Origin of the sequence: Psychrosphaera saromensis, from assembly GCF_002954545.1 — a bacterium.
Taxonomy (GTDB): domain Bacteria; phylum Pseudomonadota; class Gammaproteobacteria; order Enterobacterales; family Alteromonadaceae; genus Psychrosphaera; species Psychrosphaera saromensis.
On record NZ_MSCH01000003.1, the window covers coordinates 2,996,973 to 3,019,650 of the forward strand.

At 38.2% G+C, this 22,678-nt stretch carries 21 protein-coding genes and 1 pseudogene; 6 read left to right on the forward strand and 16 right to left on the reverse strand.

All coding sequences use genetic code 11. The annotated features are described in order from the left end of the window. Positions 1-93: 93 nt before the first annotated feature. Positions 94-780: a type 1 glutamine amidotransferase domain-containing protein gene (locus tag BTO11_RS13535; RefSeq protein WP_105053091.1), complete on the reverse strand. Its 687-nt coding sequence runs from the start codon at positions 778-780 to the stop codon at positions 94-96. Positions 781-1,090: 310 nt separating this feature from the next. On the opposite strand from BTO11_RS13535, the gene BTO11_RS13540 reads away from it, so the two are divergent. Next, positions 1,091-1,996, forward strand: coding sequence for a LysR family transcriptional regulator (locus BTO11_RS13540; protein ID WP_105053092.1), 906 nt, complete (start codon positions 1,091-1,093; stop codon positions 1,994-1,996). Positions 1,997-2,184: 188 nt separating this feature from the next. Here BTO11_RS13540 and BTO11_RS13545 read toward each other — a convergent pair whose 3' ends face one another. The 8 genes and pseudogenes from BTO11_RS13545 to BTO11_RS13580 all read right to left on the reverse strand — a co-directional run bounded on the left by BTO11_RS13545 (position 2,185) and on the right by BTO11_RS13580 (position 6,000). Next, positions 2,185-2,694, reverse strand: a complete 510-nt coding sequence (locus BTO11_RS13545) for a hypothetical protein (protein WP_105053093.1) — start codon at positions 2,692-2,694, stop codon at positions 2,185-2,187. 194 nt (positions 2,695-2,888) lie between these two features. After that, positions 2,889-3,332, reverse strand: coding sequence for a hypothetical protein (locus tag BTO11_RS13550; RefSeq protein WP_105053094.1), 444 nt, complete (start codon positions 3,330-3,332; stop codon positions 2,889-2,891). Between the two features lies 1 nt (position 3,333). Next, complete coding sequence (locus BTO11_RS13555; protein ID WP_229793306.1) at positions 3,334-3,762, reverse strand: hypothetical protein; 429 nt, start codon at positions 3,760-3,762, stop codon at positions 3,334-3,336. A 9-nt stretch (positions 3,763-3,771) separates the two neighbouring features. Continuing rightward, a pseudogene (locus BTO11_RS16635) lies at positions 3,772-3,918 on the reverse strand (RHS repeat-associated core domain-containing protein); the annotation flags it as partial. A gap of 162 nt (positions 3,919-4,080) precedes the next feature. Next, positions 4,081-4,401 (reverse strand): hypothetical protein, encoded by a 321-nt coding sequence (locus tag BTO11_RS13560; protein WP_105053096.1) that lies wholly within the window; start codon positions 4,399-4,401, stop codon positions 4,081-4,083. After that, positions 4,388-4,978, reverse strand: coding sequence for an RHS repeat-associated core domain-containing protein (locus BTO11_RS16640; RefSeq protein WP_229793284.1), 591 nt, complete (start codon positions 4,976-4,978; stop codon positions 4,388-4,390). Before BTO11_RS16640 ends, BTO11_RS13560 begins: the two co-directional genes overlap by 14 nt. A 398-nt stretch (positions 4,979-5,376) precedes the next feature. Beyond that, positions 5,377-5,748 carry a hypothetical protein gene (locus tag BTO11_RS13575; RefSeq protein WP_105053098.1) on the reverse strand — a complete coding sequence of 124 codons (372 nt, stop codon included), beginning with the start codon at positions 5,746-5,748 and terminating at the stop codon, positions 5,377-5,379. Positions 5,749-5,796: 48 nt separating this feature from the next. After that, positions 5,797-6,000: an RHS repeat-associated core domain-containing protein gene (locus tag BTO11_RS13580; RefSeq protein WP_342352803.1), complete on the reverse strand. Its 204-nt coding sequence runs from the start codon at positions 5,998-6,000 to the stop codon at positions 5,797-5,799. 203 nt (positions 6,001-6,203) lie between these two features. On the opposite strand from BTO11_RS13580, the gene BTO11_RS13585 reads away from it, so the two are divergent. Beyond that, complete coding sequence (locus tag BTO11_RS13585) at positions 6,204-7,148, forward strand: tRNA-dihydrouridine synthase (RefSeq protein ID WP_105053099.1); 945 nt, start codon at positions 6,204-6,206, stop codon at positions 7,146-7,148. Between the two features lie 50 nt (positions 7,149-7,198). Here the strand turns inward: BTO11_RS13585 and BTO11_RS13590 are convergent, their stop codons facing one another. Then, entirely contained in the window at positions 7,199-8,278 is a 1,080-nt protein-coding gene (locus BTO11_RS13590) for an MBL fold metallo-hydrolase (RefSeq protein WP_105053100.1), read from the reverse strand. A 234-nt stretch (positions 8,279-8,512) separates the two neighbouring features. On the opposite strand from BTO11_RS13590, the gene BTO11_RS13595 reads away from it, so the two are divergent. From BTO11_RS13595 to BTO11_RS13605, 3 genes are read left to right on the forward strand one after another with little or no spacing between them, the layout of a single operon-like run. Continuing rightward, complete coding sequence (locus BTO11_RS13595; protein WP_105053101.1) at positions 8,513-10,153, forward strand: ATP-binding protein; 1,641 nt, start codon at positions 8,513-8,515, stop codon at positions 10,151-10,153. After that, positions 10,137-10,541 carry a response regulator gene (locus tag BTO11_RS13600; RefSeq protein ID WP_105053102.1) on the forward strand — a complete coding sequence of 135 codons (405 nt, stop codon included), beginning with the start codon at positions 10,137-10,139 and terminating at the stop codon, positions 10,539-10,541. The genes BTO11_RS13595 and BTO11_RS13600 overlap by 17 nt, the downstream gene beginning before the upstream one ends. Continuing rightward, positions 10,538-11,080: a heme NO-binding domain-containing protein gene (locus BTO11_RS13605; RefSeq protein WP_105053103.1), complete on the forward strand. Its 543-nt coding sequence runs from the start codon at positions 10,538-10,540 to the stop codon at positions 11,078-11,080. The genes BTO11_RS13600 and BTO11_RS13605 overlap by 4 nt, the downstream gene beginning before the upstream one ends. A gap of 160 nt (positions 11,081-11,240) precedes the next feature. On the opposite strand, the gene BTO11_RS13610 is transcribed toward BTO11_RS13605, so the two are convergent. Beyond that, a complete protein-coding gene (locus BTO11_RS13610; RefSeq protein WP_105053777.1) occupies positions 11,241-14,363 on the reverse strand; it encodes an efflux RND transporter permease subunit in 3,123 nt (1,040 codons plus the stop codon). A gap of 13 nt (positions 14,364-14,376) precedes the next feature. Continuing rightward, complete coding sequence (locus BTO11_RS13615) at positions 14,377-15,495, reverse strand: efflux RND transporter periplasmic adaptor subunit (protein WP_181135913.1); 1,119 nt, start codon at positions 15,493-15,495, stop codon at positions 14,377-14,379. Positions 15,496-15,634: 139 nt separating this feature from the next. Here BTO11_RS13615 and BTO11_RS13620 point away from each other — a divergent pair, with 139 nt between their 5' ends. Further along, positions 15,635-16,516, forward strand: a complete 882-nt coding sequence (locus BTO11_RS13620; RefSeq protein WP_105053105.1) for a LysR family transcriptional regulator — start codon at positions 15,635-15,637, stop codon at positions 16,514-16,516. A gap of 34 nt (positions 16,517-16,550) precedes the next feature. Here BTO11_RS13620 and prpF read toward each other — a convergent pair whose 3' ends face one another. The 4 genes from prpF to prpB form a co-directional block, all read right to left on the reverse strand. After that, positions 16,551-17,744 carry a 2-methylaconitate cis-trans isomerase PrpF gene (gene prpF / locus BTO11_RS13625; RefSeq protein WP_105053106.1) on the reverse strand — a complete coding sequence of 398 codons (1,194 nt, stop codon included), beginning with the start codon at positions 17,742-17,744 and terminating at the stop codon, positions 16,551-16,553. A gap of 24 nt (positions 17,745-17,768) precedes the next feature. Further along, positions 17,769-20,411, reverse strand: coding sequence for a Fe/S-dependent 2-methylisocitrate dehydratase AcnD (acnD, locus tag BTO11_RS13630; RefSeq protein ID WP_105053107.1), 2,643 nt, complete (start codon positions 20,409-20,411; stop codon positions 17,769-17,771). 114 nt (positions 20,412-20,525) lie between these two features. After that, entirely contained in the window at positions 20,526-21,650 is a 1,125-nt protein-coding gene (prpC, locus tag BTO11_RS13635) for a bifunctional 2-methylcitrate synthase/citrate synthase (protein ID WP_105053108.1), read from the reverse strand. An 84-nt stretch (positions 21,651-21,734) separates the two neighbouring features. Then, positions 21,735-22,613 (reverse strand): methylisocitrate lyase, encoded by an 879-nt coding sequence (prpB, locus tag BTO11_RS13640; protein WP_105053109.1) that lies wholly within the window; start codon positions 22,611-22,613, stop codon positions 21,735-21,737. Positions 22,614-22,678: the final 65 nt, after the last annotated feature.

The window sequence follows — 22,678 nt, forward strand, 5'->3', positions numbered from 1 at the left end:
ATCGTGCGACTACACATCCTGTCTATATTGAAAATTGACGTACTTATAAACAGCGTACTCTAAACTTTACCGACAATCGATTAGCTAAGCGTATTACTTTGCTAAGAATGTTAATAATTTTTCCGCAGCTAACTCTGAACTTGCTGGGTTTTGACCGGTAATTGCTAATCCATCTTGGATAGCAAACGGATGCCAGTCAGCACCACTTTGGTATTGAGCTTTACGGTTAACAATTTCATCTTCTAACATAAATGGTACCACTTCACGTAATTGTACCGCGTCTTCTTCGCTGTTACTGAAACCAGTAATTTCTTTACCTTTAATGAAAAATTCACCATTAGTGTCTTTCACGTTTAACAACGCAGCCGTTGCATGACATACCGCAGACACAGGTTTATTTTGTGCTACAAAGCTTTCTAACAAGCTAATTGAGTCAGTATTGTCTGTTAAGTCCCATAATGGTCCGTGACCACCTGGGTAAAATACAGCGTCGTAATCGTCTGCATTTACAGATGATAATGTTACTGTATTAGCAATTAATTTTTGTACTTCGCTGTCAGCATCAAAACGTTTAGTTGCTGCCGTTTGGAAGTCTTCCAATTCACTTTTTGGATCAACCGGAGGCTGTCCGCCTAATGGAGAAGCTAATGTGACATTTACACCCGCATCTTTGAATATGTAATACGGTGCTGCAAACTCTTCTACCCAGAAACCCGTTTTCTCGCCAGTGTCGCCTAAGTCAGCATGTGAAGTAAGTACCATTAATATATTTAAAGCCATTGTATTTATTCCTTGAATTAATGAACATCAATCTTTAAGAATCGTTCTTTAATAAAAAATTTACTAAAAAACACTTAATAATTGATGTGTTTATAACGTGTTATCTAATGAGCATTTATTAAATAACTGTCTTATATAAAGTGATGTATAGATTATATAGCCCAAGTATAAATTAACAATGCAGAGTAATTTGATATCATTGTCAAAATATTTGATACAATCAAATAATATAAAAAGCAACACGCTCTAGCTAAACCAGTAACGGCTTATAAAAGCCTCTAGAAATCATAAAACCAGCGAGTAAGTAAACATGGACATTTCTTTTGAACAGCTAAAAAGCATGGTGGTGTTTGCCCAAGTCGTAGAGCAAGGAAGTTTGTCTGCGGCAGCAAAGCACATTAACTTAAGCCGTGCTGTGGTGAGCTATCATATTAAAAAGTTAGAAACACAACTTGGCGTAACATTACTTAACCGCTCAACTCGCACCATAGGTTTAACTGAAGCTGGCAGTGAATACTATCAACGTTGTCGTATTATTGCAGAGCAAGCATTTGCCGCTAATCAACAAATAGAAAATTTAAAAAATGAGCCACAAGGCTTAATTAAAATTACCTGCCCGGTTAATGTTGGCTTACAAACCATTATCCCGGCGTTAAATCAATTCAAAACCTTATACCCAAAAATAGATTTGGACGTGATGTTAACGGATGAAGTCGTCAACATTATGCAACAAGGAATTGATCTTGCTATCCGTGGTGCGCCTTTGGCCGACAGCGGGTTACAAGCCGTAAAACTCTCTGTGTTACCTATGTGTTTGTGTGGCTCTCCAGAATATTTAAATCAGTATGGTCGCCCCAAGAAACCAGCAGACTTAACAAAACATCAATGGGTTATATACAAACTGACCTCTGGCAACATAGAACTAAAAAAAGGCACTCGCTCTTACAGTGTTGCCACTAAAGGTGGGATTAGTACCAACAATGCCGCGGCAAGAACCGCATTTATTGAAGGTGGACATGGATTAGGCCGCATCCCAGTTTACGATGCCTGGCCAAAAATAAAGGCTAGCACGTTAGAACAAGTGATGAGTGACTATCTATTAGCTGATATAAATATATACGGCGTGTTTTTACCCGGAGCTGGCAACACCAAAAAAGTCAGGTTGTTATTGGACTTTTTAAAAGACTACTTTGCTAAGCAGCAAGTTCAGGTTTAGTTGTTAACTAAACCAATGCTAAATACGAGTAAATGCAAATTCCAATCACCTTCGGCAGGCATTCCGAAAGCCCCCAGCATTAGGTCCAATTTAGGTTGGCTGGCAATTCCAATCTATTTCAGCATGATTAGGTAATAAAAAGCTCAGTGGTGAACTGAGCTAATTATCAGTTTAGGTGGATCACCTTATTATTTTTCGTAAAGGCTATTTATGAAAGACTTAAATTGTGAATCCGCCTGAGGGAAAGCTTGGAAAGCTAATTCAACATTGAGGTACGATGCTTCAATCGCGTCTCTATTAGAGTTGTCAAAGACTAAACACCAATAACTATCGTTAAACCAACTACACCAACTTAAGCTATAATCAAAAACGTAAAACGAAATCATTTCATTGTTTGCGAAAAAATGAGAAACGTCTTGCCAATTGCTGCATACAATATCATTAAGCCTGACGGTTTTTCCTGAAGACTTGTAGACTCGCTCAAAATCCTCAGCAACAATTAGATCATGACTTTCAGAACACCTAGACAATTTTAAAATAGTTTTTTCAAACACATCTTGCGACATCCAGTGTTCGTCTTCTTTTCGTTTTATGAACCCTACTGTATTTCCTTCTCTTCGGACTGACGGAAAATTAGAAGGTTGAATCAGCGCATCATTTATCGATTCCACCAGTTCGTTAATTTTATCTAGAATCAATTGCTTTTCTCCTCCGGGTATCTAATTTTAACTTCAGTTTTTCCATTTGGCTTTTGTACATCTAATAATAACATTGCTACCCACTTTAAATGAAACTGCCAGAACTTGAATTTGGCACTAAGAATTAACGATGGGTGTCTCTAATGCCTGATTCTGGGCTTCATAAATCATTACGCATGTGCGATTAATAGGTATCAACGCCTACTTTTAGAGCGGAGGAAAATGCGATATCCCGCGTCGCAAGTGGCTAAGATAAACAACAAAATAAAAATAAATTTCGCGCCATTAATTGAGCGCTCAATAGCATTTTCATTGAAATGGTTAATGTTATCATGAGTAATCTGAGTAAACTTATGACCATCACGATTGATTGTAACCTCATCACCAATTTGTATATTCAAAAAGCGTTCACATTTAAGATTTGAACTATTACTAAAAGTCCCTTTATCTTCAATTTCTATAGCGTAATTAAATCTATCCTGCTTTTTGTAATGCTCAGTACAGCTAATGTTTTTGACGATACCTTGAATAACAGAGTCTTGTGCTGTCCAAGTTTTGAACAAAACAACGCCCAAGCATATCGATACAAATAATGAAAAGGCTATATTTATATTGTTTTTAAAACCATTTATTGCCAAATTAAAATACCTCTTTAGTTTCGTCTATCGTTAAACCAAGATCAGCAGCTTCTGCTCCTGTTGCTACAGCCTCATCAACCAACTTTCCAGCAGTTTCTGGCGAAAAGTTATCTCCGATACTTTTGAGTCCCTGAGCCATACCTTTTAAGCCTAAAGCTAAATCTACTGTCGTTGCAATTTGTTTTTGCAAATCTTCATCATGAGTCAAAAATGAGGCTGCGGTTTCAGAAACTGACTCTCCACTTAATCCCTCACCCATGAGAATAACTCCAGGTACTACATTACCGGTACTAGCTAATGCCGCTCCAGCAAAAATTTTGACCACTTGGTCTCCTGTTTTGGGAGCTGTATATGCACGATGAGCGATTCTGGCTGACTTTGCATCAGGAGCCATAGCAACTGACATTTGTTGTGCCCCGTATGTACTCATCCCCGTTGGGTCAATATACTTATATGGGTTATTATTCGCATATGTATATCTGTTAAAACCGTGAATACTATTCGGTGTATTCAAATGACTTAACGCATCAATCGGATCATTCGAATAAAATCGCCCGATAACTGGATCATAGTATCGTGCCTGCATATAAAGTAATCGTAATTACGATCCACTGCAATTAATTTAAAAGTTTAATATATACAGCGAGTTACCATTATAGTTGATTTTCTTGCAGTCACAAAAAAACACCCAGCGAATTATCGATGGGTGGCCTTGTTATTTCCTTTTAATATATCAACCTTTTAACACTTACATAGGTCCTGATGAGTAATTTACGAGTAAATTAAAAACACTTACAGGAGTTATAGAAGCTATACATGAGATGATAATTAGCTTTGATAGCTTCGTTTTATCTATAGTTACAACCTTAGACAAAATTACAGTGCAAACAATTGCTAAAATAACTGGCACTAAATAAATTGCGACCTTATAACCAGTATACCTTGCAACTGAATCTGCAAATAATTGAATATAGAAAAAAGAACCTATTAAAATAAAAGCTTCAAACAAAACTAAAACAAACCCACTCACCTGTTGACTCTCTGACTGCGTAAAATTATTGGTCTTCATCAGTTTTTCTATCTCCGTGTAAGTCTGGATTCATCCCTTTAGGATCATAATTTTCTGGAATTTTGCCGCCGGCTCCATTTACGAGGTTTCTTGTTGTCGTGTGACAGTTACCTTCGCTTGAGGTATCAGAACTAGGAAATGCAGAATAATCTAACGAATCACTATCAATCATTTTTTCCCCTTGCGCTAAAACAGAATTATCAAATTGCTCCTGTGTCATCCCTTCTGGAGGAGAAACAACTGCCGTACCAGCAAATGAATGAGGGGAAGTATCACTTGAATGGTTTTTGGATACAACGTTTTTACCATCAACTTTATGACTACTAAAAGTAGTTTTCGTACCATCTGACTGTGTTACTACAGTATAAGTATGCGCCCCAAGCCCACCAAGAGCAGCAGTTCGTAATGGTCTTGCAACAACTTTAACTTCTCTTCCATCCGGGTCAACATACTTATACGGATTATTACTTGCGTAAGAATATCTATTGAAAGAGTTAACAGGGTTTCGGTCAACATACCCAACAGGATCATTCGAATAAAACCGACCTATGACTGGATCATAGTATCGTGCCTGCATATAAAGTAATCGTAATTACGAACCACTGAAATTCATTTGAAAATTCAATATATACAGTAGGTTACTACTGTAGTCGAAACTCGTACAGTCACAAAAAAAACCCAACGAATAAACGGTGGATGCCCTTTGTACTTTACCAATTTAGGTGGATGTCCCTTTTATTTGGCATACATTACTAATTATTACCTGTTTCATCATTTTTGAACCCAAAGTATGCAATCAAAAACGTTATGAAAGCAGTACCAAGGGTTAATATACTTAAACTCGTTAATATAGAAGAGATAGTTATATTATCAGCTTCACTTTTCAATATCATAATTACACCTCGAACTATTAGGCAAACAATCATTATTGCGTACAAATATATAAAGGATAATTTCCAGTTTTTAATAAACTCTTTATTCATTTTCTACGGCCTTCTCTATTTCTTTTACTACGTTGCCCACAGCTGCTTTTGCACCACTATAAGTTAATTCTGCAACACCTTCATTTGCTCCTTTACCTATCATTGAATCCTTAATATTTGAACCCATCATTCCTTTCAATGTTGAACCATTTCCTAAACCGGGAACAGAAGTTACCGCAGACTTAAAAGCTTTACCCAGATCAGCATTATTCCCGTCTAAGCCATCATGAATCATCGATTCACTAGCAGAGCTTATAGCATTTAACCCACCATTAAAAACTTTAGAGCTTGTAGCCAGTTTAGTACCAACTGACGCTACGATAGAGTAACCACTTGTAGCACCGCCAATCGCCATGCTTGCCATTATTTTACTTCCACTAAATCCATCACCAGACAACGCCTGTGAAGCAGCTTAAAAAATCCCACCAACTGCCGCACCTATAACAAAATTAAGAAATTCGCCATTAGGATCAGTATATTTATAAGGATTATTATTAACGTATAAATAACGGTTAAAGGACATTACTGGGTTAGATGCTGTATACCCAACCGGATCATTCGAATAAAACCGACCTATGACTGGATCATAGTATCGTGCCTGCATATACGTTAGCATAATATTACTACTAGACACTCCAATAGTTACTAAGCTAAATGTAACTAATTTACAAAACCTCACATCGTATTTCTACAATATAAACAAATTCATGTACAATCCGCGCCGCGCCTAATTTAAATGGTGCTTTATATTTAATAGTAAAACACTTTATCAGTAACTTTTATAAAAGACTCTAGGCAACACTGAATGCGAAGGTTTAAATGAAAATCGTTCTTGCACCTATGGAAGGTGTTATTGATCACTTAATGCGTCATATGCTTACCTCTTTAGGTGGCATAGATTTATGCATGACTGAATTTGTCCGAATTGTTGATCAAAAGCTACCAGAGCGTGTTTATTATCGTTATTGCCCTGAATTACATCATGGTGGTAAAACGCCTTCAGGCGTGCCTGTGCGGGTACAGTTACTGGGACAAGATCCAGATTGGTTGTCAGAAAATGCAGTAGTGGCTACTTCTTTAGGCAGTCCCGGCATTGATCTTAATTTTGGTTGTCCAGCGCCTTTGGTTAATAGAAACAAAGGTGGCGCTATTTTATTAAAAGAGCCTGACGCATTATATAGAATTGTAAAAGCAGTACGAGCCGCGGTGCCTGGTCATTTACCAGTTACCGCTAAAATGCGCTTAGGTTACGAAGATAAGTCTTTAGCCGTAGAAAACGCACAAGCATTATCCGAAGCCGGAGCTAGTGAAATTGCGATACATGCTAGAACCAAGTCAGACGGTTATAAACCACCGGCTTATTGGGACTCGATTGCTGAGATAAAAAAGCAGGTAGATACTCCACTCATTGCCAATGGCGAGATTTGGAATCCAGAGCACGCTAAACGCTGCCAACAACAATCTAACTGCGACAACATTATGTTAGGTCGTGGTGCGCTGGCGGTGCCGAATTTAGCTGCTTGGATAAGAGGTTCTGCCGATAAGCTAACCTGGAATGAATTGTTAGCCTTAATGCTTGAGTATTCTAAGTATGAAATTGAAGGTGATAAAGGTTTGTATTATTCAAACCGTGTCAAACAATGGTTTGTTTATATAAAACAACAATATCCTGAGGCTGAGCCTTTTTTTAGACAGATCCGTGTAATAAAAAAGGCAGACGAGATGTATAACGCAATCAAGCAACAGCTGTTAATGGTTAGTTAATTGCGTTTATTTAGCGTTTATAAAAAGCTTATAAAAAAGCCAAGCTCAGTTTAAATACTTAACGGCAATCCTTGTTCTTGCCAGTCCAACATGCCACCTTTTATATTAGCCACATTAGTTAAACCAGATTTGTTTAACATAGTAACGGCTAAAGCAGAGCGGCGACCTGAACGGCATAACACCACAATAGGTTTATCGGTTGGGATAGTATCAATGTTGGACTCTAACTGACCAAGTGGGATTTCAATTACAGCCTTATCCTGCCCTACTTTACTTTTTATTTTACTCTGTACTTTACTCATTGTTATTTCATTTGGCTCTCTAACATCGAGTAACGTTACTTTATTAAGATTATTTGCGACCCAATAAGACGTAACTTGATAAATACCACTGTAGCTCAATTCTACTGGCGCCCAATTTGGCTCTTCTGGCAAGGTTTCTGGTTTGCCACTAAGGACATTAGCAGGTAAGGCGATATCAATAAATTTAGGATGAGGTAATGACATATTATTCATATAACCAACAAAGTCTTCTCGACTTGCGTTGCCCCCTAAACGAGCATTAAATTGCTTTTCTTCTGCCACTGAGGTTGAGCATCGGCCAGAATAGTCATGGCCAGGATATAACTGAAAATCGTTACTTAATGAAAATATCTGCTGATGAATAGAATCAAATAATTGGCTAGCACTGCCTTGTTGGAAGTCACAACGGCCACATCCTCTAATTAATAAAGCATCGCCAGTGAACGCTATTTTTTGCGAGTGACATACATAAGTTAAACACCCCTCTGTATGACCAGGCGTAGCCCTAACGTCTAGCTCGTATTGACCAAACTTAATAATATCGCCATTAACCAGACTTATGTCAGAATTCTGGGCATGTATTGATTTGGCGCTTGCAATTTTACAGTTGGTTTTATGTTTCAATAACCAAGAGCCTGTAACGTGGTCAGCATGACAGTGTGTGTCCAACGCATAGGTTAAGGTAAGACCAAGCTCATTAAGTAATGCTACATCTCTATTAACTTGCTCAAACACAGGGTCAATGAGCACAGCAGCTTTACTTTGTTCATCTGCCAATAAATAAGTATACGTTGATGACTTAGCATCAAATAATTGTCTAAAGATCATATTCTCACCTGAAGCTTGGTTTTACATATTAGATTAGTACACAGTATATTAGTTTTAGCTAATGCAAAAGTTTTTTCTATTAAACTTTTTCTATTAAATTATTTTATTAAAGTCAGCTCCCTGCGTTTCTATTATTCACTCAGACAAACTTAACATTAGGCTTTTTTAGCTTAAGTCATCAAAAGTGAATATGTTGACTATAGTTAAATTTCATCTCAAGAGACTAATACTTAAATGAATGAAGACAGACTTAAAAAACGTTACCAAAGAGAACGCGACGCAAGAAAAGCGGCTGAAACGGTTTTAGAACAAAAATCTATTGAGTTATTTGAGCGTAATCAAGAGCTAGAAAGTTTTAAAGCAAACCTAGAACAAGAAGTACTAGCACGTACTAAAGAAGCCGAAAAAGCGAAAACAGAAGCTTACGCCGCCAATCAAGCTAAGTCTCAATTTCTAGCCAATATGAGTCATGAAATAAGAACCCCATTAACCGCTATTATTGGCTTTGCCGAAGTACTGCTGCAACATAAACCATCGCCAGAAGAAAGTGACAAACACTTAACTACTATTATTCGCAGTAGCCGTCACTTAACGGCTTTACTTGGTGAAATTTTAGACCTCAGTAAAATTGAAAATCAAAAACTGGACTTAGAACTTTTACGCTTTAACTTACCAAGCTTATTACAAGATATTGAGCAGATATACCAACTCAACTGCCAACAAAAACAGCTGGAATTTATACTCGTTTTGGAGTCTGTGATACCTGAGTGGATTGTGACTGACTCAACGAGAGTGAAACAAGTAATACATAATTTATTGAACAATGCGATTAAGTTTACCGAAACAGGAAAGGTTGAACTTCACATTAGTTTTGAGCCAGAAACTAAAACACTAAAAATAGATGTAATCGACACAGGTCAAGGGATTGCACAAGATAAACAAGCCTTAATATTTGAGTCATTTCGCCAAGCTGACACAAGCATTACTCGTAATTTTGGCGGTACCGGATTAGGCTTATTTATTACTAAGAGCTTAGTGGAGTTAATGCACGGAAGTATCGATGTTGACTCCACTTTAGGGGTTGGATCAAAGTTTAGCGTTACTATCACCTGTAAATCTTTTGAAGGTGAATACAACGCATTTAAACATAAAACCATTGTTGATATTAAACCAGAACGCATTCCGTCATTAACTGGCAATATTTTGTTGGTTGAAGATACCGAAGTGAATCAACAACTTATTACTTTTAATTTAGAACAAGCCGGTGCTCATGTAGATTTAGCTGAAAACGGCCAACAAGGATTAGAAAAAGCCCTAGCCAATTCTTATGACTTAATTTTGATGGATATTCAAATGCCAGTTATGGATGGTAAAGAGGCGATGAAAGCATTCAAGCAACTTAATATTACCACTCCCACGTATGCTCTCACGGCCAATATAATGCCATCGGATGTTCACGAATATACTGAAATTGGCTTTACTGGAACTTTAGGAAAGCCGCTTGAGTTGACTAATCTGTATCAGGTTCTTAAACAACATTTACAAATAAATAATACCGCTAGCAAAAACACAGACCAAACTAAAAGTGCTGAAACACTCGCTCAAGATACCAAAATCAGAACCTTATTTTATAACGAATTGACCAAACAAAATTTGGCCATAACCGAAAGTATACAAAGCTTAAACTATACTAAACTCATTCAGTCGACACATATTATTAAAGGCTCGGCAACAAGCTTTGGGTATGAAGAATTAACCTTATTAGCTGAAGAGTCTCTGTTGTTGCTAAGAAAACAAAATTATGAACAAGCTATTAAATCTTGTATCGACCTTAATCAAAAAATAATGGGCGTATTAAATGGAAATAGCGATTAATATTTTACTAGTAGATGATGTTGAGTACACCAGAGAACTTTTGCGTAGTATTTTACTGTCCTGCTTAAATGAGCAAAAAATTACTATGACAGCTAAATTTTCTCATTCCTCAACAGGTTTGGATATACCTAAGAGAATAACCGATGAAAAAATCAATCTGGTTTATTTAGATATTGAATTACCCACCACCACAGGTTTAACGGTATTAAAACAAATTCGCCAAGCACATCCAGATATGATGGTTGTTATGGTTTCGGGAGAAAGCTCGCCAGACAATGTCACTAACTCAATAAAAATGGGAGCCAATGGTTTTATTGTTAAACCGTTCAATTCTGACCGAGTTATAGAGTCACTTAAAGCTTATATAAAAAAGGAGTATAAAATATGAAAGGCATGGTATTTACTGAGTTTATGGATATGGTGGAAGATGTATTTTCAGTTGATATTCTTGAAGATGTTATTGAAAAAAGTGACCTACCCAATGATGGTGCTTATACCGCGGTAGGCACTTATGATCACCAAGAAATCGTTCGTATGACTGATAACCTAAGCCAAGCTGTAAACATCCCGGTTCCCACTTTATTAGAAGTTTTTGGCAAACACTTATTTGGCCGATTTTCAGCACGTTACCCTAGCTTTTTTGCTGGTATTGCAGACCCGTTTGAATTTTTGAAAAACATTGATAATTACATTCATGTTGAAGTAAAAAAACTTTACCCTGACGCTGAGCTTCCACGTTTTTACCACGAACAAAAATCAGCTAACGAATTAACTATGTATTACATGTCATCTCGCCATTTTGAAGACTTAGCGGTTGGATTAATCTCAGGCTGTTTAGCGCACTTTGAGGCGGCCGGAAAAGTGGAAAAAAGCGAAGGACAATATAAAGGCGAAGATGCAATTATAATAAGCATAATATTAGACTGAGCTATTAAGACAACTTAATCAGCCGTTTGTTTTATCTGAATGTAGCTTATATTTGTATATGGATTTATCCAACCCAAAAGATAGTCATAAAAAAAGCCAAGTGATGTGTGCATCTACTTGGCTTTTTTGTTTAAGTTTACATTTCGGTCAAGTTAAAAAATTAACTCTGAACTCTGTCGTTTTCTTTGATCAGTAACGAATACATTACTGGTACAACGATAAGTGTCAGCACAGTGGCAAAACTTAATCCGAACATGATCACCACCGCCATACTTTTAAAGAAGTCGTCGGTTAATAAAGGCAACATACCCAGTACGGTTGTAATTGCCGCCATAGAAACAGGACGAACACGACTGACTGATGCATGTACTATTGCGTCATACAATTCTCGCCCTTCGTTTTTCTCTAAGTTTATTTGCTCAACCAGTACAATACCGTTTTTAATTAACATCCCCGATAAACTTAACAGGCCTAACAAACTCATAAATCCAAACGCTATTCCTGTGGTTAAGAATCCGAGCGTAACACCTATAATAGCAAGTGGTACGGTTGTCCATATTACCGCGGCTATTTTGAATGAATTAAACAGTAAAATAGTAATAATAAACATAATACCAAAGCCGAGCGGTAATGCGCTAAATATTGGTTTTTGTGCTTTTTTACTTGCCTCAAACTCACCGCCCCATGAAATCTCATAGCCTACAGGTAAGTGTATTTTTTCAATTTCAGGTTTTACTCTAGCAAATAATTGCGCTGCCGTTTCGTCCGATAATATATCGTGATCTGCCATCACTGTAATTGTGCGTTTTCTGTCACGACGCATAATGACTGGGTTTTCAAATTCAAGTTTGAATTCTGAAACCACTTGCGTAATAGGCACATATTGACGTAATACTGGACTATAAATTCGCATGTCTTCTAAGGTATTTATAGTTTGTCGTTCATTGTCCGGTAACCTAATGAGAATAGGTAAACGTTCAGTTCCATCTCGATATACCCCAACCGCTTTTCCGCGGTAATTAGTTAACAATAAGTTATCAACGTCTGATTTGGAAATACCCACTTCACGCGCCGCTTTAGCATTAAAGACTGGGCGTATAACTTTAGTCATATTTTTCCAATCGTCAGTGATATTCATTGCGCCTTTATCGGCCGCTAACACTTGTTTGGTTTGGTCTGAGAGTTGTCTTAATATCGCAGGATCGGAACCTGAGATCCTGGCTTCTATTTTGGCCGCCGAAGATGGACCTATATTGACTCGGGTTATTTTGCTTTCTACATTTGGATAATTCAGTTTTATGAATTCTCGTAAGTTAGCAATAACAGAAACAATACTGTCTTTGTCTTCAACACGGATAATCAACTGTCCGTAGTTGCTGTAACTCATTTCCATTTTATAGGTCAACATAAAGCGCGTTGCACCACGGCCGATTGTAGAAGAGATGAATTGCACTTTGTTTAGTTTACTCGCATAAGCTTCTAATTCAGCACCTGTGTCAGACGTTGCTCTAATATCTGAACCAGACGGTAAGCGATATTCCAAATAGAACATTGGCAAATTTGACGATGGGAAGAACGATTTTTTTACAAATTTAAAGCCATAACCTGCACCAATAAACAAAAAGAACATGAGTAACATGGTCATTTTTGGCATTTTTAACGCGAACTCTAATATGCGTTTATAGCCTACGTAAATGCCAGCTTTGTAAGGGTCTTCATGATCGTTGTCTGTATTTTTTTGGTCACTTTCTTTGTCGTTATTTTCACTAATATTGTCAGTTCCAGTAACGCTTTGGTACTTTTTATCTTTAAATAATAAAGTAGCAAAAAATGGTGTTAACGTTATCGCAGTGATCCAGCTCAATAACAAAGAGATCAACAGTACATAGAATAACGAACCTGCAAACTCACCAGTTGCATCTGGTGATAAGCCAATTGGCGCAAACGCAATAATTGCAATAAAGGTCGCGGCTAATAAAGGCCATTTAGTTTGTTTTACAATTAGGCTAGCAGCTTCAACTTTGGAGAGGCGTTTTTGCATGCCAATTAATATGCCTTCTACCACCACAATGGCGTTATCAACCAACATACCAAGAGCGATGATCAAGGCACCTAAAGATACCCGGTGTAATTGCCAACCATATATATCCATAAAAATGAATGTGCCCATAACGGTAATTAACAAAATGCCACCAATGAGCAATCCTGTTTTTAACCCCATAAACATTAATAGAATAATAATTACGATAACAACCGCTAGTAGAAGACTGTCGATAAATCCTTGAACAGAAACGGCAACCTCTTTAGGTTGGTTATAAACTGTATTTAATTCCATTCCATACGGGCGGTATTGTTCTAACTCCGCTAATTTAGCGTCAACCAATTTACCTACATCAACGACGTTAGAGCCTGATGCAAAGGATAAACCGACATAAATAGCTTGTTGGCCGTCGTAACGTACTATGTGTGATGGGACTTCAACAAAGTCACGGTAGATTTTGGCAATATCAGAGAGTTTAATGCGCTTGTTTTGCCCAGATGGACTCACAATTAAGTCACCTAGCTCTTGCACAGATTTGAATTCACCCGTTGGATTAAAGCGAATATTTTCATTACCGACTCTTACCGAACCTGCGTTTGAAACAACATTTTGCTGAGCTAATATTTGATATAAATAATCGGTCGATAATCCCAAAGAGATCATCTTATTATTTGAGATTTCAATGATAACTTGTTCTTGTTGCTTACCTTCAACCGTGACTTTACCAACACCGTCAATCAAGACTAATTCACGACGAATAAAGTCAACGTAATCGTTGATCTCGTCATAAGCAAAACCTTTACCGGTTACTGCAAATAAAACACCAAATACGTCACCAAAGTCATCTTTAATAATTGGTGTTGAAGTACCTGCGGGTAAGTTAGGGCTAAAGTCATTAACTTTACGTCTAAGCTCATCCCAAATTTGACGTAATTCTTGTTTACGATAAATCGATTTCATTTCTACTATAATTTGAGAAATACCGTTGGATGTTATCGACTTAATATTATCGACATAGGCCAACTTTTGAATTTCATTTTCTAGCGGATAAGTAACTTCTTCTTCAACTTGTTCAGGTGATGCTCCTGGGTATTGAGTAACAATAATGGCTTGTTTGAGTACAAACTCCGGATCTTCCAATTGCCCTAAGTTGGTATAAGCAATTACCCCACCAATTAATAGTAAAACTGACAATAACCAAGACGTGGTTTTTTGGCGAATAAAGTACTTTGCGATGTCCATACCTTTAGCCATATTACAGTCCTCTTTCTCTTGACCAAGGTTTAACTTGTTGATCATCAGCGATTAAGTGACTTCCTGTTGCAATTACAAGTTCACTAACCATTAACTCGCTTTCTACTTTAGGTTTAATGGTTGCACTGTTGTTATTGATTTTTATTACTTCAACTTCAACTAATACCGTTTTATTTGATGCATTTAGTTTATAAACAAATGTTTTGTCTTGACCAGCGTATTGATTTGGTAAAAAGATAGACTCAACAGGAACAGAGAAGTAACTGTGTTCAACTTCCATTATTTTATCCATTTCCACGATTAAGCTACCTGTCATTCCCGATAACATATTCATATCTTCAGGCATGTTCATGGCAAAGACCACTTTATAAGACTTAGTTGCCATGTTTGGCGTGATGTCATGCTCTTTTAATTTAACTTTAAATTTACGATCTGGCTTAACATCTAAAATGAAGGTTGGTTGATATGTATTATTTTCAGTATTTTTTGGTAATTTAGCCATCACGTTTTCTGATACTTCAATGGCAATATCAACTTGTTTACGGCCCTGTAATTCCATGATTGGTTGTTTAGCTTGTACAAATTCGTATTTTTCAACTTGTAGTTGAGCAACGATACCGTCAAATGGCGCAACAACTGTCGTGTATTTTACGTTCGTTTGAGCGACATTAAATTGAGCTTCGGCAATATCAACTTGCGCTTTTGCTTCATCAAATACTGAACTGGCGATTAGCTTTTCTTTAAATAATTGTTTCGCACGGACAAATTGACTCTTGGCTAATTCGTAACGAGCATCCGCTTGTTTTAATTGCAGTAAATAATCTTTGTCATCTAACGTTGCCAGTACTTGTCCTTTTTTAACGGTTTCACCTGCTAATGCATATAACTGTGCGATTTCACCATTAACTCTAAACGTAAGATGAGCAATTTGTGTAGGCTCAACCGTAGCTGGGAAGGTTTTAATGCTATTGCCATTAGTCGAAATAACTTCCGCTACTTTTACTGGACGAATAACTGGTTCCTCTTGTACTAAGTCAACAACAGGCTCTGAACAAGCAACCAAAAAAACAATTGTCGTTAATGACAAAGTGTTAACAAGAATACTTTTTAATACGGGCATAATATTTTCCATCACAAATTAGTGTCGCTATAGTAGTTAAGTTAGTCTTTTAATAATATTTATATTAAATTAACATCTATATAAATATTATTTATGCTTTTTAGTTTTTTATCAATACAGGACAGAAACAGGAACGTTTATGAATTTTGAGTTACTAAAGACTTTACAGGCCGTCGTCACGTCAGGTTCCATAAGCGAAGCTGCAAATCTATTATACAAAACCCAACCTGCCGTTAGTATGTCCATTAAACGCTTAGAGTCTGATGTTGGTTTTGAAATTTTTGACCGTACAGGTTACCGCCTTGAGTTAACTGACAAAGGCAAAATATATTATCAAAAGAGTAAACAGATATTAGCTCAAGTTAGCCAACTTAACAGCTTAAGTGAAAGTTATGCTAAAGGTGAAGAACACGCGGTAAGGATTGCCTTTGAAAGTACCGCAGATGTTAATGACATGATGCGAAAAATTGTTCCTATACAAAGACAATTCCCCAACACTGAACTGCACCTGCAAGGCGTGCAAATGTTAAATGCGCTGAAATTACTAACTGAACAACAAGTTGATTTGGCCGTGACACCTTGGACTATTTCGTTTGAAAGTGTAGGCGATTTTGAGTCAAAAATTGTAGGTCCGTTAAATTTCAAATTATGTATTCATAAAGACTTATTAAAGCCATTTAACATAGATAAGCCTGAACAAATAACATCAAAAGTATTAAGACAAATACCGCAACTAACACCAATTAAATTGCCTTTTAATATGGATAAAACCAGTTTGGCTAAACAAATTAGTGACAGCATTGTGAAGATTGACGATATCTCATGTTTTTTAGCGGCGTTAAATGCTCAACTTGGTTGGGGACCAATAACGGATACAGTGTGGACAAACGAAATGGAGGAAAACCTAATTCGTTTCAAATTACCTGAAATAAATTCCGATGTTAACGCCGAGATTCGTATTGTAAAAAACAGGTCAAAAGTATTAGGCCCTGCGGCTCAAGCTATTTGGGATAGCTTGTAAACTATCCCATTTTTGGGAGGAAAATTAATTATGCTTAAAATGAATCGCCAGGAATACGTACCCAACCTTCCATTAACACTCTGGCGCTACGGCTCATAGATACTTTATTAACGGTCCACAGTCCATTTACTTCCTTGGTTTCAGCTCCGACTTTTAACGTGCCAGATGGATGTCCAAACGTCACGAATTGCGTACTTCCAGTTGCGATAGCTTGAGAAACTAATGTACCTGGAATGGCCGCTGCAGTTCCGATGGCAACAGCTGCAGTTCCCATCATGGCGTGATGAAGTTTGCCCATAGATAAAGCGCGTACATTTAAGTCGATATCATCCGCTTTTACGTGTTTACCACTTGATGAGACATAAGCTTTGCTTGCTCCGACAAAGGCCACCTTTGGTGTATGCTGACGCTCTGCAGCTTGCTCGATATTATCGATAAGCCCCATTTTTAACGCACCATAAGCACGTATGGTTTCAAATCTGGCTAATGCTTTTTCATCGTTATTAATATCATCTTGTAACTCAGTGCCTTTGTAACCTAAGTCTGCTGCATTTAAGAAGATAGTTGGAATACCTGCATTGATCATAGTGACGGAATAACGGGCTGCTGAAAATTCTCCAACGGCTGGAACATCAAGCATATCGGTGATATTTCCTGTTGGAAACATAGCTTCTGAGCTATCCACTGGCGCAACAAAATCCACTTGTACTTCCGCTGCGGGAAAAGTAACACCGTCTAATTCAAAGTCACCGGTTTCTTGTACTTCACCTTTAGTTATCGGCACATGGGCGATGATGGTTTTTTGAATGTTTTTTTGCCATATTCGTACAATTGCATGACCATTTTCAGGTATACGTTTGGCATCAACTAACCCATTTGAAATAGCAAACGAACCGACAGCCGCGGTTAAATTGCCACAATTACCACTCCAATCTACAAAGGCTTTGTCGATAGCAACTTGGCCAAACAAATAATCCACGTCGTGATCCGCTTGTTGGCTTTTGGCCAAAATAACGGTTTTACTGGTACTTGACGTTGCACCACCCATTCCGTCGGTTTGCTTTGAATAAGCGTCTGGGCTGCCAATCACACGTAACAACATGTTATCTCTAGCCTCGCCGGCTACCTGACATTTCTCAGGCAAGTCCGTTAAGCTAAAAAATACACCTTTGCTGGTGCCGCCACGCATGTATGTTGCCGGGATCTTTATTTGTGGTACGTGTTTCATTATTCAGCCCTATTCTATTTATTGCTAAGCGTTAGATTGTAAAAAGTCTTGGGCAAATTTTTGTAATACGCCACCTGCGTTATAAACCGAGACTTCTTCTGCTGTATCTAAACGACACTTAACCGGTATGGTCACCACTTCGCCTGCATTTGTACCTGAGGTTCTGGTCATTAGTACTGACATTGCACCGCCTGAGGCTATGTCGCCAGCGACATCGTAGGTTTCTGTTCCGTCGATGTGGTAAGTTTTTCTGGTTTCACCATTAATGAATTCCAGCGGCAATACGCCCATTCCCACTAAGTTGGTACGATGTATACGTTCAAAACCTTCAGCAACAATAACTTCCACACCTGCTAAACGAACCCCTTTTGCCGCCCAGTCTCTTGACGATCCTTGACCATAATCAGCTCCGGCAATAATAATAAGCGGCTGTTTACGTTGCATGTAAGTTTCAATGGCTTCCCACATACGGCTTTCTTTGCCTTCAGGTTCAATGCGCGCATACGATCCTTGTTTTACCTTACCTTGTTCGTCTAATACCATTTCATTAAACAATTTAGGATTAGCAAACGTGGCACGCTGTGCGGTTAAGTGATCCCCACGGTGGGTTGCATAAGAATTAAAGTCTTCTTCAGGTAATCCCATTTTATCTAGGTAAGCACCTGCAGCACTATTTAACTGTATGGCATTAGACGGTGATAAATGATCTGTGGTGATGTTGTCGCCTAATACAGCAAGCGGCACCATGCCTTTCATTGTGCGTTCACCAGCTATAGCCCCTTCTCCCTCTTTATCCCAGTAAGGAGGACGACGAATATAAGTGCTCTGTGGACGCCAGTCGTATAACGGACTTTCTGCAGGTTCAAACGCACCTAGGTCAAACATAGGTGTATATATTTGCTTAAATTGCTCAGGCTTAACACTGGCACTAACAATACGATCTATTTCTTCATCGCTCGGCCAAATGTCTTTTAATGTAATGTCGTTACCTTGTTGGTCTTGCCCTAAAATATCTTTTTCAATATCAAAACGAATCGTCCCAGCAATTGCATAAGCCACAACTAACGGAGGTGACGCTAAAAATGCTTGTTTAGCGTATGGATGAATGCGTCCATCAAAGTTACGATTACCAGATAAAACGGCGGTGGTGTATAAATCTCGGTCTATCACTTCTTGTTGAATTTTAGGGTCCAGTGCGCCACTCATGCCGTTACAGGTTGTACAAGCATAACCGACAATACCAAAACCTAATTTTTCCATCTCAGGCAATAAACCAGATTCTTCCAAATACAATTTAGCGACTTTAGAACCCGGCGCAAACGAAGATTTAACCCAAGGTTTACGAACTAAACCAAGCTCGTTAGCACGTTTCGCTATTAAGCCTGCCGCCACTACATTGCGAGGATTTGAAGTATTGGTACAACTAGTAATGGCAGCGATGATCACAGCGCCATCTGGCATTTCACCGTCTTTTTCTTGTTGCTTACATTCACTTAAATCCTTTGCGATACCCGATGCAGTTAAATCTGAAGTGGCTAATCTACGGTGTGGATTTGAAGGGCCAGCCATATTGCGACAAACCGATGAAAGATCAAATTCTAGTACCCGTTCATATTCAGCATCAACTAAGTCGTCTGCCCATAAACCTGTATGTTTGGCATAGGTTTCAACTAGCTCAACTTGTTCCGGCTCACGTCCAGTTAATTTAAGATAATCTATTGTTTGTTGGTCTATATAAAACATACCTGCCGATGCACCGTATTCTGGTGTCATATTAGATATTGTTGCTCGGTCACCAATAGTCAGTTCTTTTGTACCTTCACCAAAAAACTCTAAGTAACTAGAGACTACTTTTGAATTTCGTAAGAATTCGGTAATGGCTAAAACAATATCCGTTGCGGTAATTCCCGATTGACGTTTTCCTGTTAACTTAACACCAATTATATTAGGTAACCTCATCATAGATGGACGACCTAACATCACAGTTTCAGCTTCTAATCCACCAACACCAATAGCGATAACACCCAATGCATCAACATGTGGTGTGTGACTGTCTGTACCTACGCAAGTATCGGGATAAGCAACGCCATCACGCAGTTGAATAACAGGCGACATTTTTTCTAAATTAATTTGATGCATGATGCCGTTTCCGGCTGGAATAACATCTACATTTTTAAATGCGGTTTTGGTCCATTCTATAAAATGGAATCTGTCTTCATTTCGTCTGTCTTCGACCGCTCTGTTTTTATCAAATGCATCAGACTCAAAACCACCAAATTCTACTGCTAGAGAATGATCAACAATTAACTGAGTAGGAACCACAGGATTTACTTTGGAAGGATCGCCACCTTGATCTGCAATTGCATCTCGTAAACCAGCTAAATCCACTAACGCTGTTTGGCCTAAAATGTCATGACAAACAACACGGGCTGGATACCAAGGAAAATCTAAGTCTTGTTTACGATAGATCAATTGTTCTAATGCACGGGTTAGATCTTTGGGATCACAACGGCGTACTAATTGCTCTGCTAATACGCGAGATGTGTAAGGTAACTTCGCATACGCGCCTGCACTAATGTTTTCAACCGCTTCTCTGGTGTCAAAAAAATCGATCGGTAAATGATCCTTTTTGTAACCTGGTAGAGGTTTTCTATATTCATAATTCATATTAAGACCTATGATAATGGATGAACTGAGCTAAAATCGTTAAATTATGACTTAAGGTCAAATATAAAATTGACCTTAAGTCATAAAATACAATAAGAGATTAACTTTCAGAAATTAACGTTCAGAAATGCCAATTACTTTTCTTGGTTCAGAACCAATGTAGTCGGCGCTAGGTCGAATAATTCGATTGTTACTACGTTGCTCCATAATGTGAGCTGCCCAGCCAGTTAAGCGGGAACAAACAAATATTGGCGTAAATAGTTTGGTTGGAATTCCCATATAGTTATAGGTTGAAGCATGGAAGAAATCGGCATTACAGAACAGTTTTTTGCTGTCCCACATAAATTCTTCACAAGCGACAGAAATATCATAAAGTGATGTGTTACCGTTTTCCTGTGCGAGTTTTTCTGACCATCTTTTTATGATCACGTTACGTGGGTCAGACTCTCTATAAATTGCGTGGCCAAAGCCCATGATTTTTTCTTTACGTTCTAACATGCCCGCCATTTGAACTTTGGCATCCTTTGGTGACTTGAACTTCAAAATCATGTCCATAGCCGCTTCATTTGCGCCACCATGAAGTGGTCCTCGTAAAGTACCAATGGCTCCTGTTACACAAGAATACATGTCAGATAATGTTGAAGCACAAACACGAGCGGTAAAAGTAGATGCGTTAAATTCATGCTCCGCATATAAGATCAGAGAAACATCCATAACTTTACGATGTTGCTCCGACGGGGTTTTACCGTTTAACAAACGTAAGAAGTGACCGGCTAATAAGTCTTCATCGGTCGTACAATCGATTTCTACACCGTCATGAGTGAATTTGTACCAGTAACACATAATAGCGGGAAATGCGGCCAGTAATCGGTTGGCTGCTTTGTTTTGTTCAGCAAAGCTATTCTCTGGTTCTAGATTACCAAGGAAAGAACAACCTGTTCGCATTACATCCATTGGATGAGCGTTTTTAGGGATCAGTTTTAATACGCTTTTTAGCGCATCTGGTAAGTCACGCATGCTTTTTAATTCAGATTTATAAGCATCTAATTCAGCTTGATTTGGTAACTCACCATTAAAGAGTAAATATGCGACTTCTTCAAACGTTGCGTTATCCGCTAAGTCAGAAACATCATAACCGCAATAGGTTAAACCAGAACCTGATTTACCAACTGTACATAATTTGGTTTCGCCAGCACTTTGACCACGTAGACCTGCACCTGTTAATTTTTTATCAACCATTGTCATCCCCTAAATTTTTATTTGATATTCAGCTACCGCAATTCTTTGACTGCTTAAGTGAGCATTTGTATTTAATTTATCTTTTTATTTGTTTTTACCTTGGGCAAATAAGCTATCTAACTTTTGCTCATAGTCGTGATAACCAAGATAGTCATACAAGTCCATTCTGGTTTGCATTGAGTCGACTACGTCTTTCTGATCACCCTTTTCTAATATAGATGTGTAAACTGACTCAGCGGCTTTGTTCATTGCTCTAAAGGCACTTAATGGATACAAGACCATAGCCGCGCCCCATTCACCTAATTGCTTTTTATTCCATAATTCGGTTTGACCAAATTCAGTAATGTTGGCAAGAATAGGGACATTTAAGGCTTGTGAAAATGCACGATAATGTTCTTCGGTTTTTACCGCTTCAGCAAAAATCCCATCAGCACCTGCAGCAACATAAGCTTTTGCTCTGGCAATAGCAGACTCAAGCCCTTCTTGAGCAAATGAATCTGTACGAGCCATAATGAAAAAGTCAGGGTCAGTACGAGCATCAACCGCCGCTTTTATTCGGTCGACCATTTCGTCAATTGGTACAATTTCTTTGTTTGGACGATGACCACAACGTTTTTGTGCTACTTGATCTTCAATATGCACCGCTGCTGCACCGGCTTTTTCCATATCACGAATGGTTTTGGCAATATTAAACGCGCCGCCCCAACCTGTATCAATATCGACCAACAAAGGTAAGTCACAGGCAGACGTAATACGCTGTACATCAACAATAACATCGTTCAAAGACGTCATACCTAAGTCGGGTAAACCGTAAGACGCGTTCGCAACACCGCCGCCGGATAAGTAAATAGCTTTATGGCCAATTTGTTTGGCCATCATTGCTGAATAAGCATTAATAGTCCCTACAATTTGTAGAGGTGTATTGTTGACTAATGCCTGACGAAATTTTTTTCCTGCGCTCATAATTTACTCTCTTAAACTAGTTAATTTAAAGATCTATTTGGTTTAAAGCTTTAGTTAGTTAAAGG

What these genes read in the sequence shown, in the direction of transcription:
- BTO11_RS13605 (WP_105053103.1), top strand. Translation starts at nt 10,538, where the DNA reads ATGAAAGGCATGGTATTTACTGAGTTTATGGATATGGTGGAAGATGTA.
- BTO11_RS13615 (WP_181135913.1), bottom strand. Translation starts at nt 15,495, where the DNA reads ATGCCCGTATTAAAAAGTATTCTTGTTAACACTTTGTCATTAACGACA.
- BTO11_RS13555 (WP_229793306.1), bottom strand. Translation starts at nt 3,762, where the DNA reads ATGAGTACATACGGGGCACAACAAATGTCAGTTGCTATGGCTCCTGAT.
- BTO11_RS13575 (WP_105053098.1), bottom strand. Translation starts at nt 5,748, where the DNA reads ATGGCAAGCATGGCGATTGGCGGTGCTACAAGTGGTTACTCTATCGTA.
- BTO11_RS16640 (WP_229793284.1), bottom strand. Translation starts at nt 4,978, where the DNA reads ATGCAGGCACGATACTATGATCCAGTCATAGGTCGGTTTTATTCGAAT.
- BTO11_RS13585 (WP_105053099.1), top strand. Translation starts at nt 6,204, where the DNA reads ATGAAAATCGTTCTTGCACCTATGGAAGGTGTTATTGATCACTTAATG.
- prpF (WP_105053106.1), bottom strand. Translation starts at nt 17,744, where the DNA reads ATGAAACACGTACCACAAATAAAGATCCCGGCAACATACATGCGTGGC.
- BTO11_RS13610 (WP_105053777.1), bottom strand. Translation starts at nt 14,363, where the DNA reads ATGGACATCGCAAAGTACTTTATTCGCCAAAAAACCACGTCTTGGTTA.
- BTO11_RS13540 (WP_105053092.1), top strand. Translation starts at nt 1,091, where the DNA reads ATGGACATTTCTTTTGAACAGCTAAAAAGCATGGTGGTGTTTGCCCAA.
- BTO11_RS13595 (WP_105053101.1), top strand. Translation starts at nt 8,513, where the DNA reads ATGAATGAAGACAGACTTAAAAAACGTTACCAAAGAGAACGCGACGCA.
- BTO11_RS13600 (WP_105053102.1), top strand. Translation starts at nt 10,137, where the DNA reads ATGGAAATAGCGATTAATATTTTACTAGTAGATGATGTTGAGTACACC.
- BTO11_RS13560 (WP_105053096.1), bottom strand. Translation starts at nt 4,401, where the DNA reads ATGAAGACCAATAATTTTACGCAGTCAGAGAGTCAACAGGTGAGTGGG.
- BTO11_RS13580 (WP_342352803.1), bottom strand. Translation starts at nt 6,000, where the DNA reads ATGCTAACGTATATGCAGGCACGATACTATGATCCAGTCATAGGTCGG.
- acnD (WP_105053107.1), bottom strand. Translation starts at nt 20,411, where the DNA reads ATGAATTATGAATATAGAAAACCTCTACCAGGTTACAAAAAGGATCAT.
- BTO11_RS13590 (WP_105053100.1), bottom strand. Translation starts at nt 8,278, where the DNA reads ATGATCTTTAGACAATTATTTGATGCTAAGTCATCAACGTATACTTAT.
- BTO11_RS13620 (WP_105053105.1), top strand. Translation starts at nt 15,635, where the DNA reads ATGAATTTTGAGTTACTAAAGACTTTACAGGCCGTCGTCACGTCAGGT.
- prpB (WP_105053109.1), bottom strand. Translation starts at nt 22,613, where the DNA reads ATGAGCGCAGGAAAAAAATTTCGTCAGGCATTAGTCAACAATACACCT.
- BTO11_RS13535 (WP_105053091.1), bottom strand. Translation starts at nt 780, where the DNA reads ATGGCTTTAAATATATTAATGGTACTTACTTCACATGCTGACTTAGGC.
- prpC (WP_105053108.1), bottom strand. Translation starts at nt 21,650, where the DNA reads ATGGTTGATAAAAAATTAACAGGTGCAGGTCTACGTGGTCAAAGTGCT.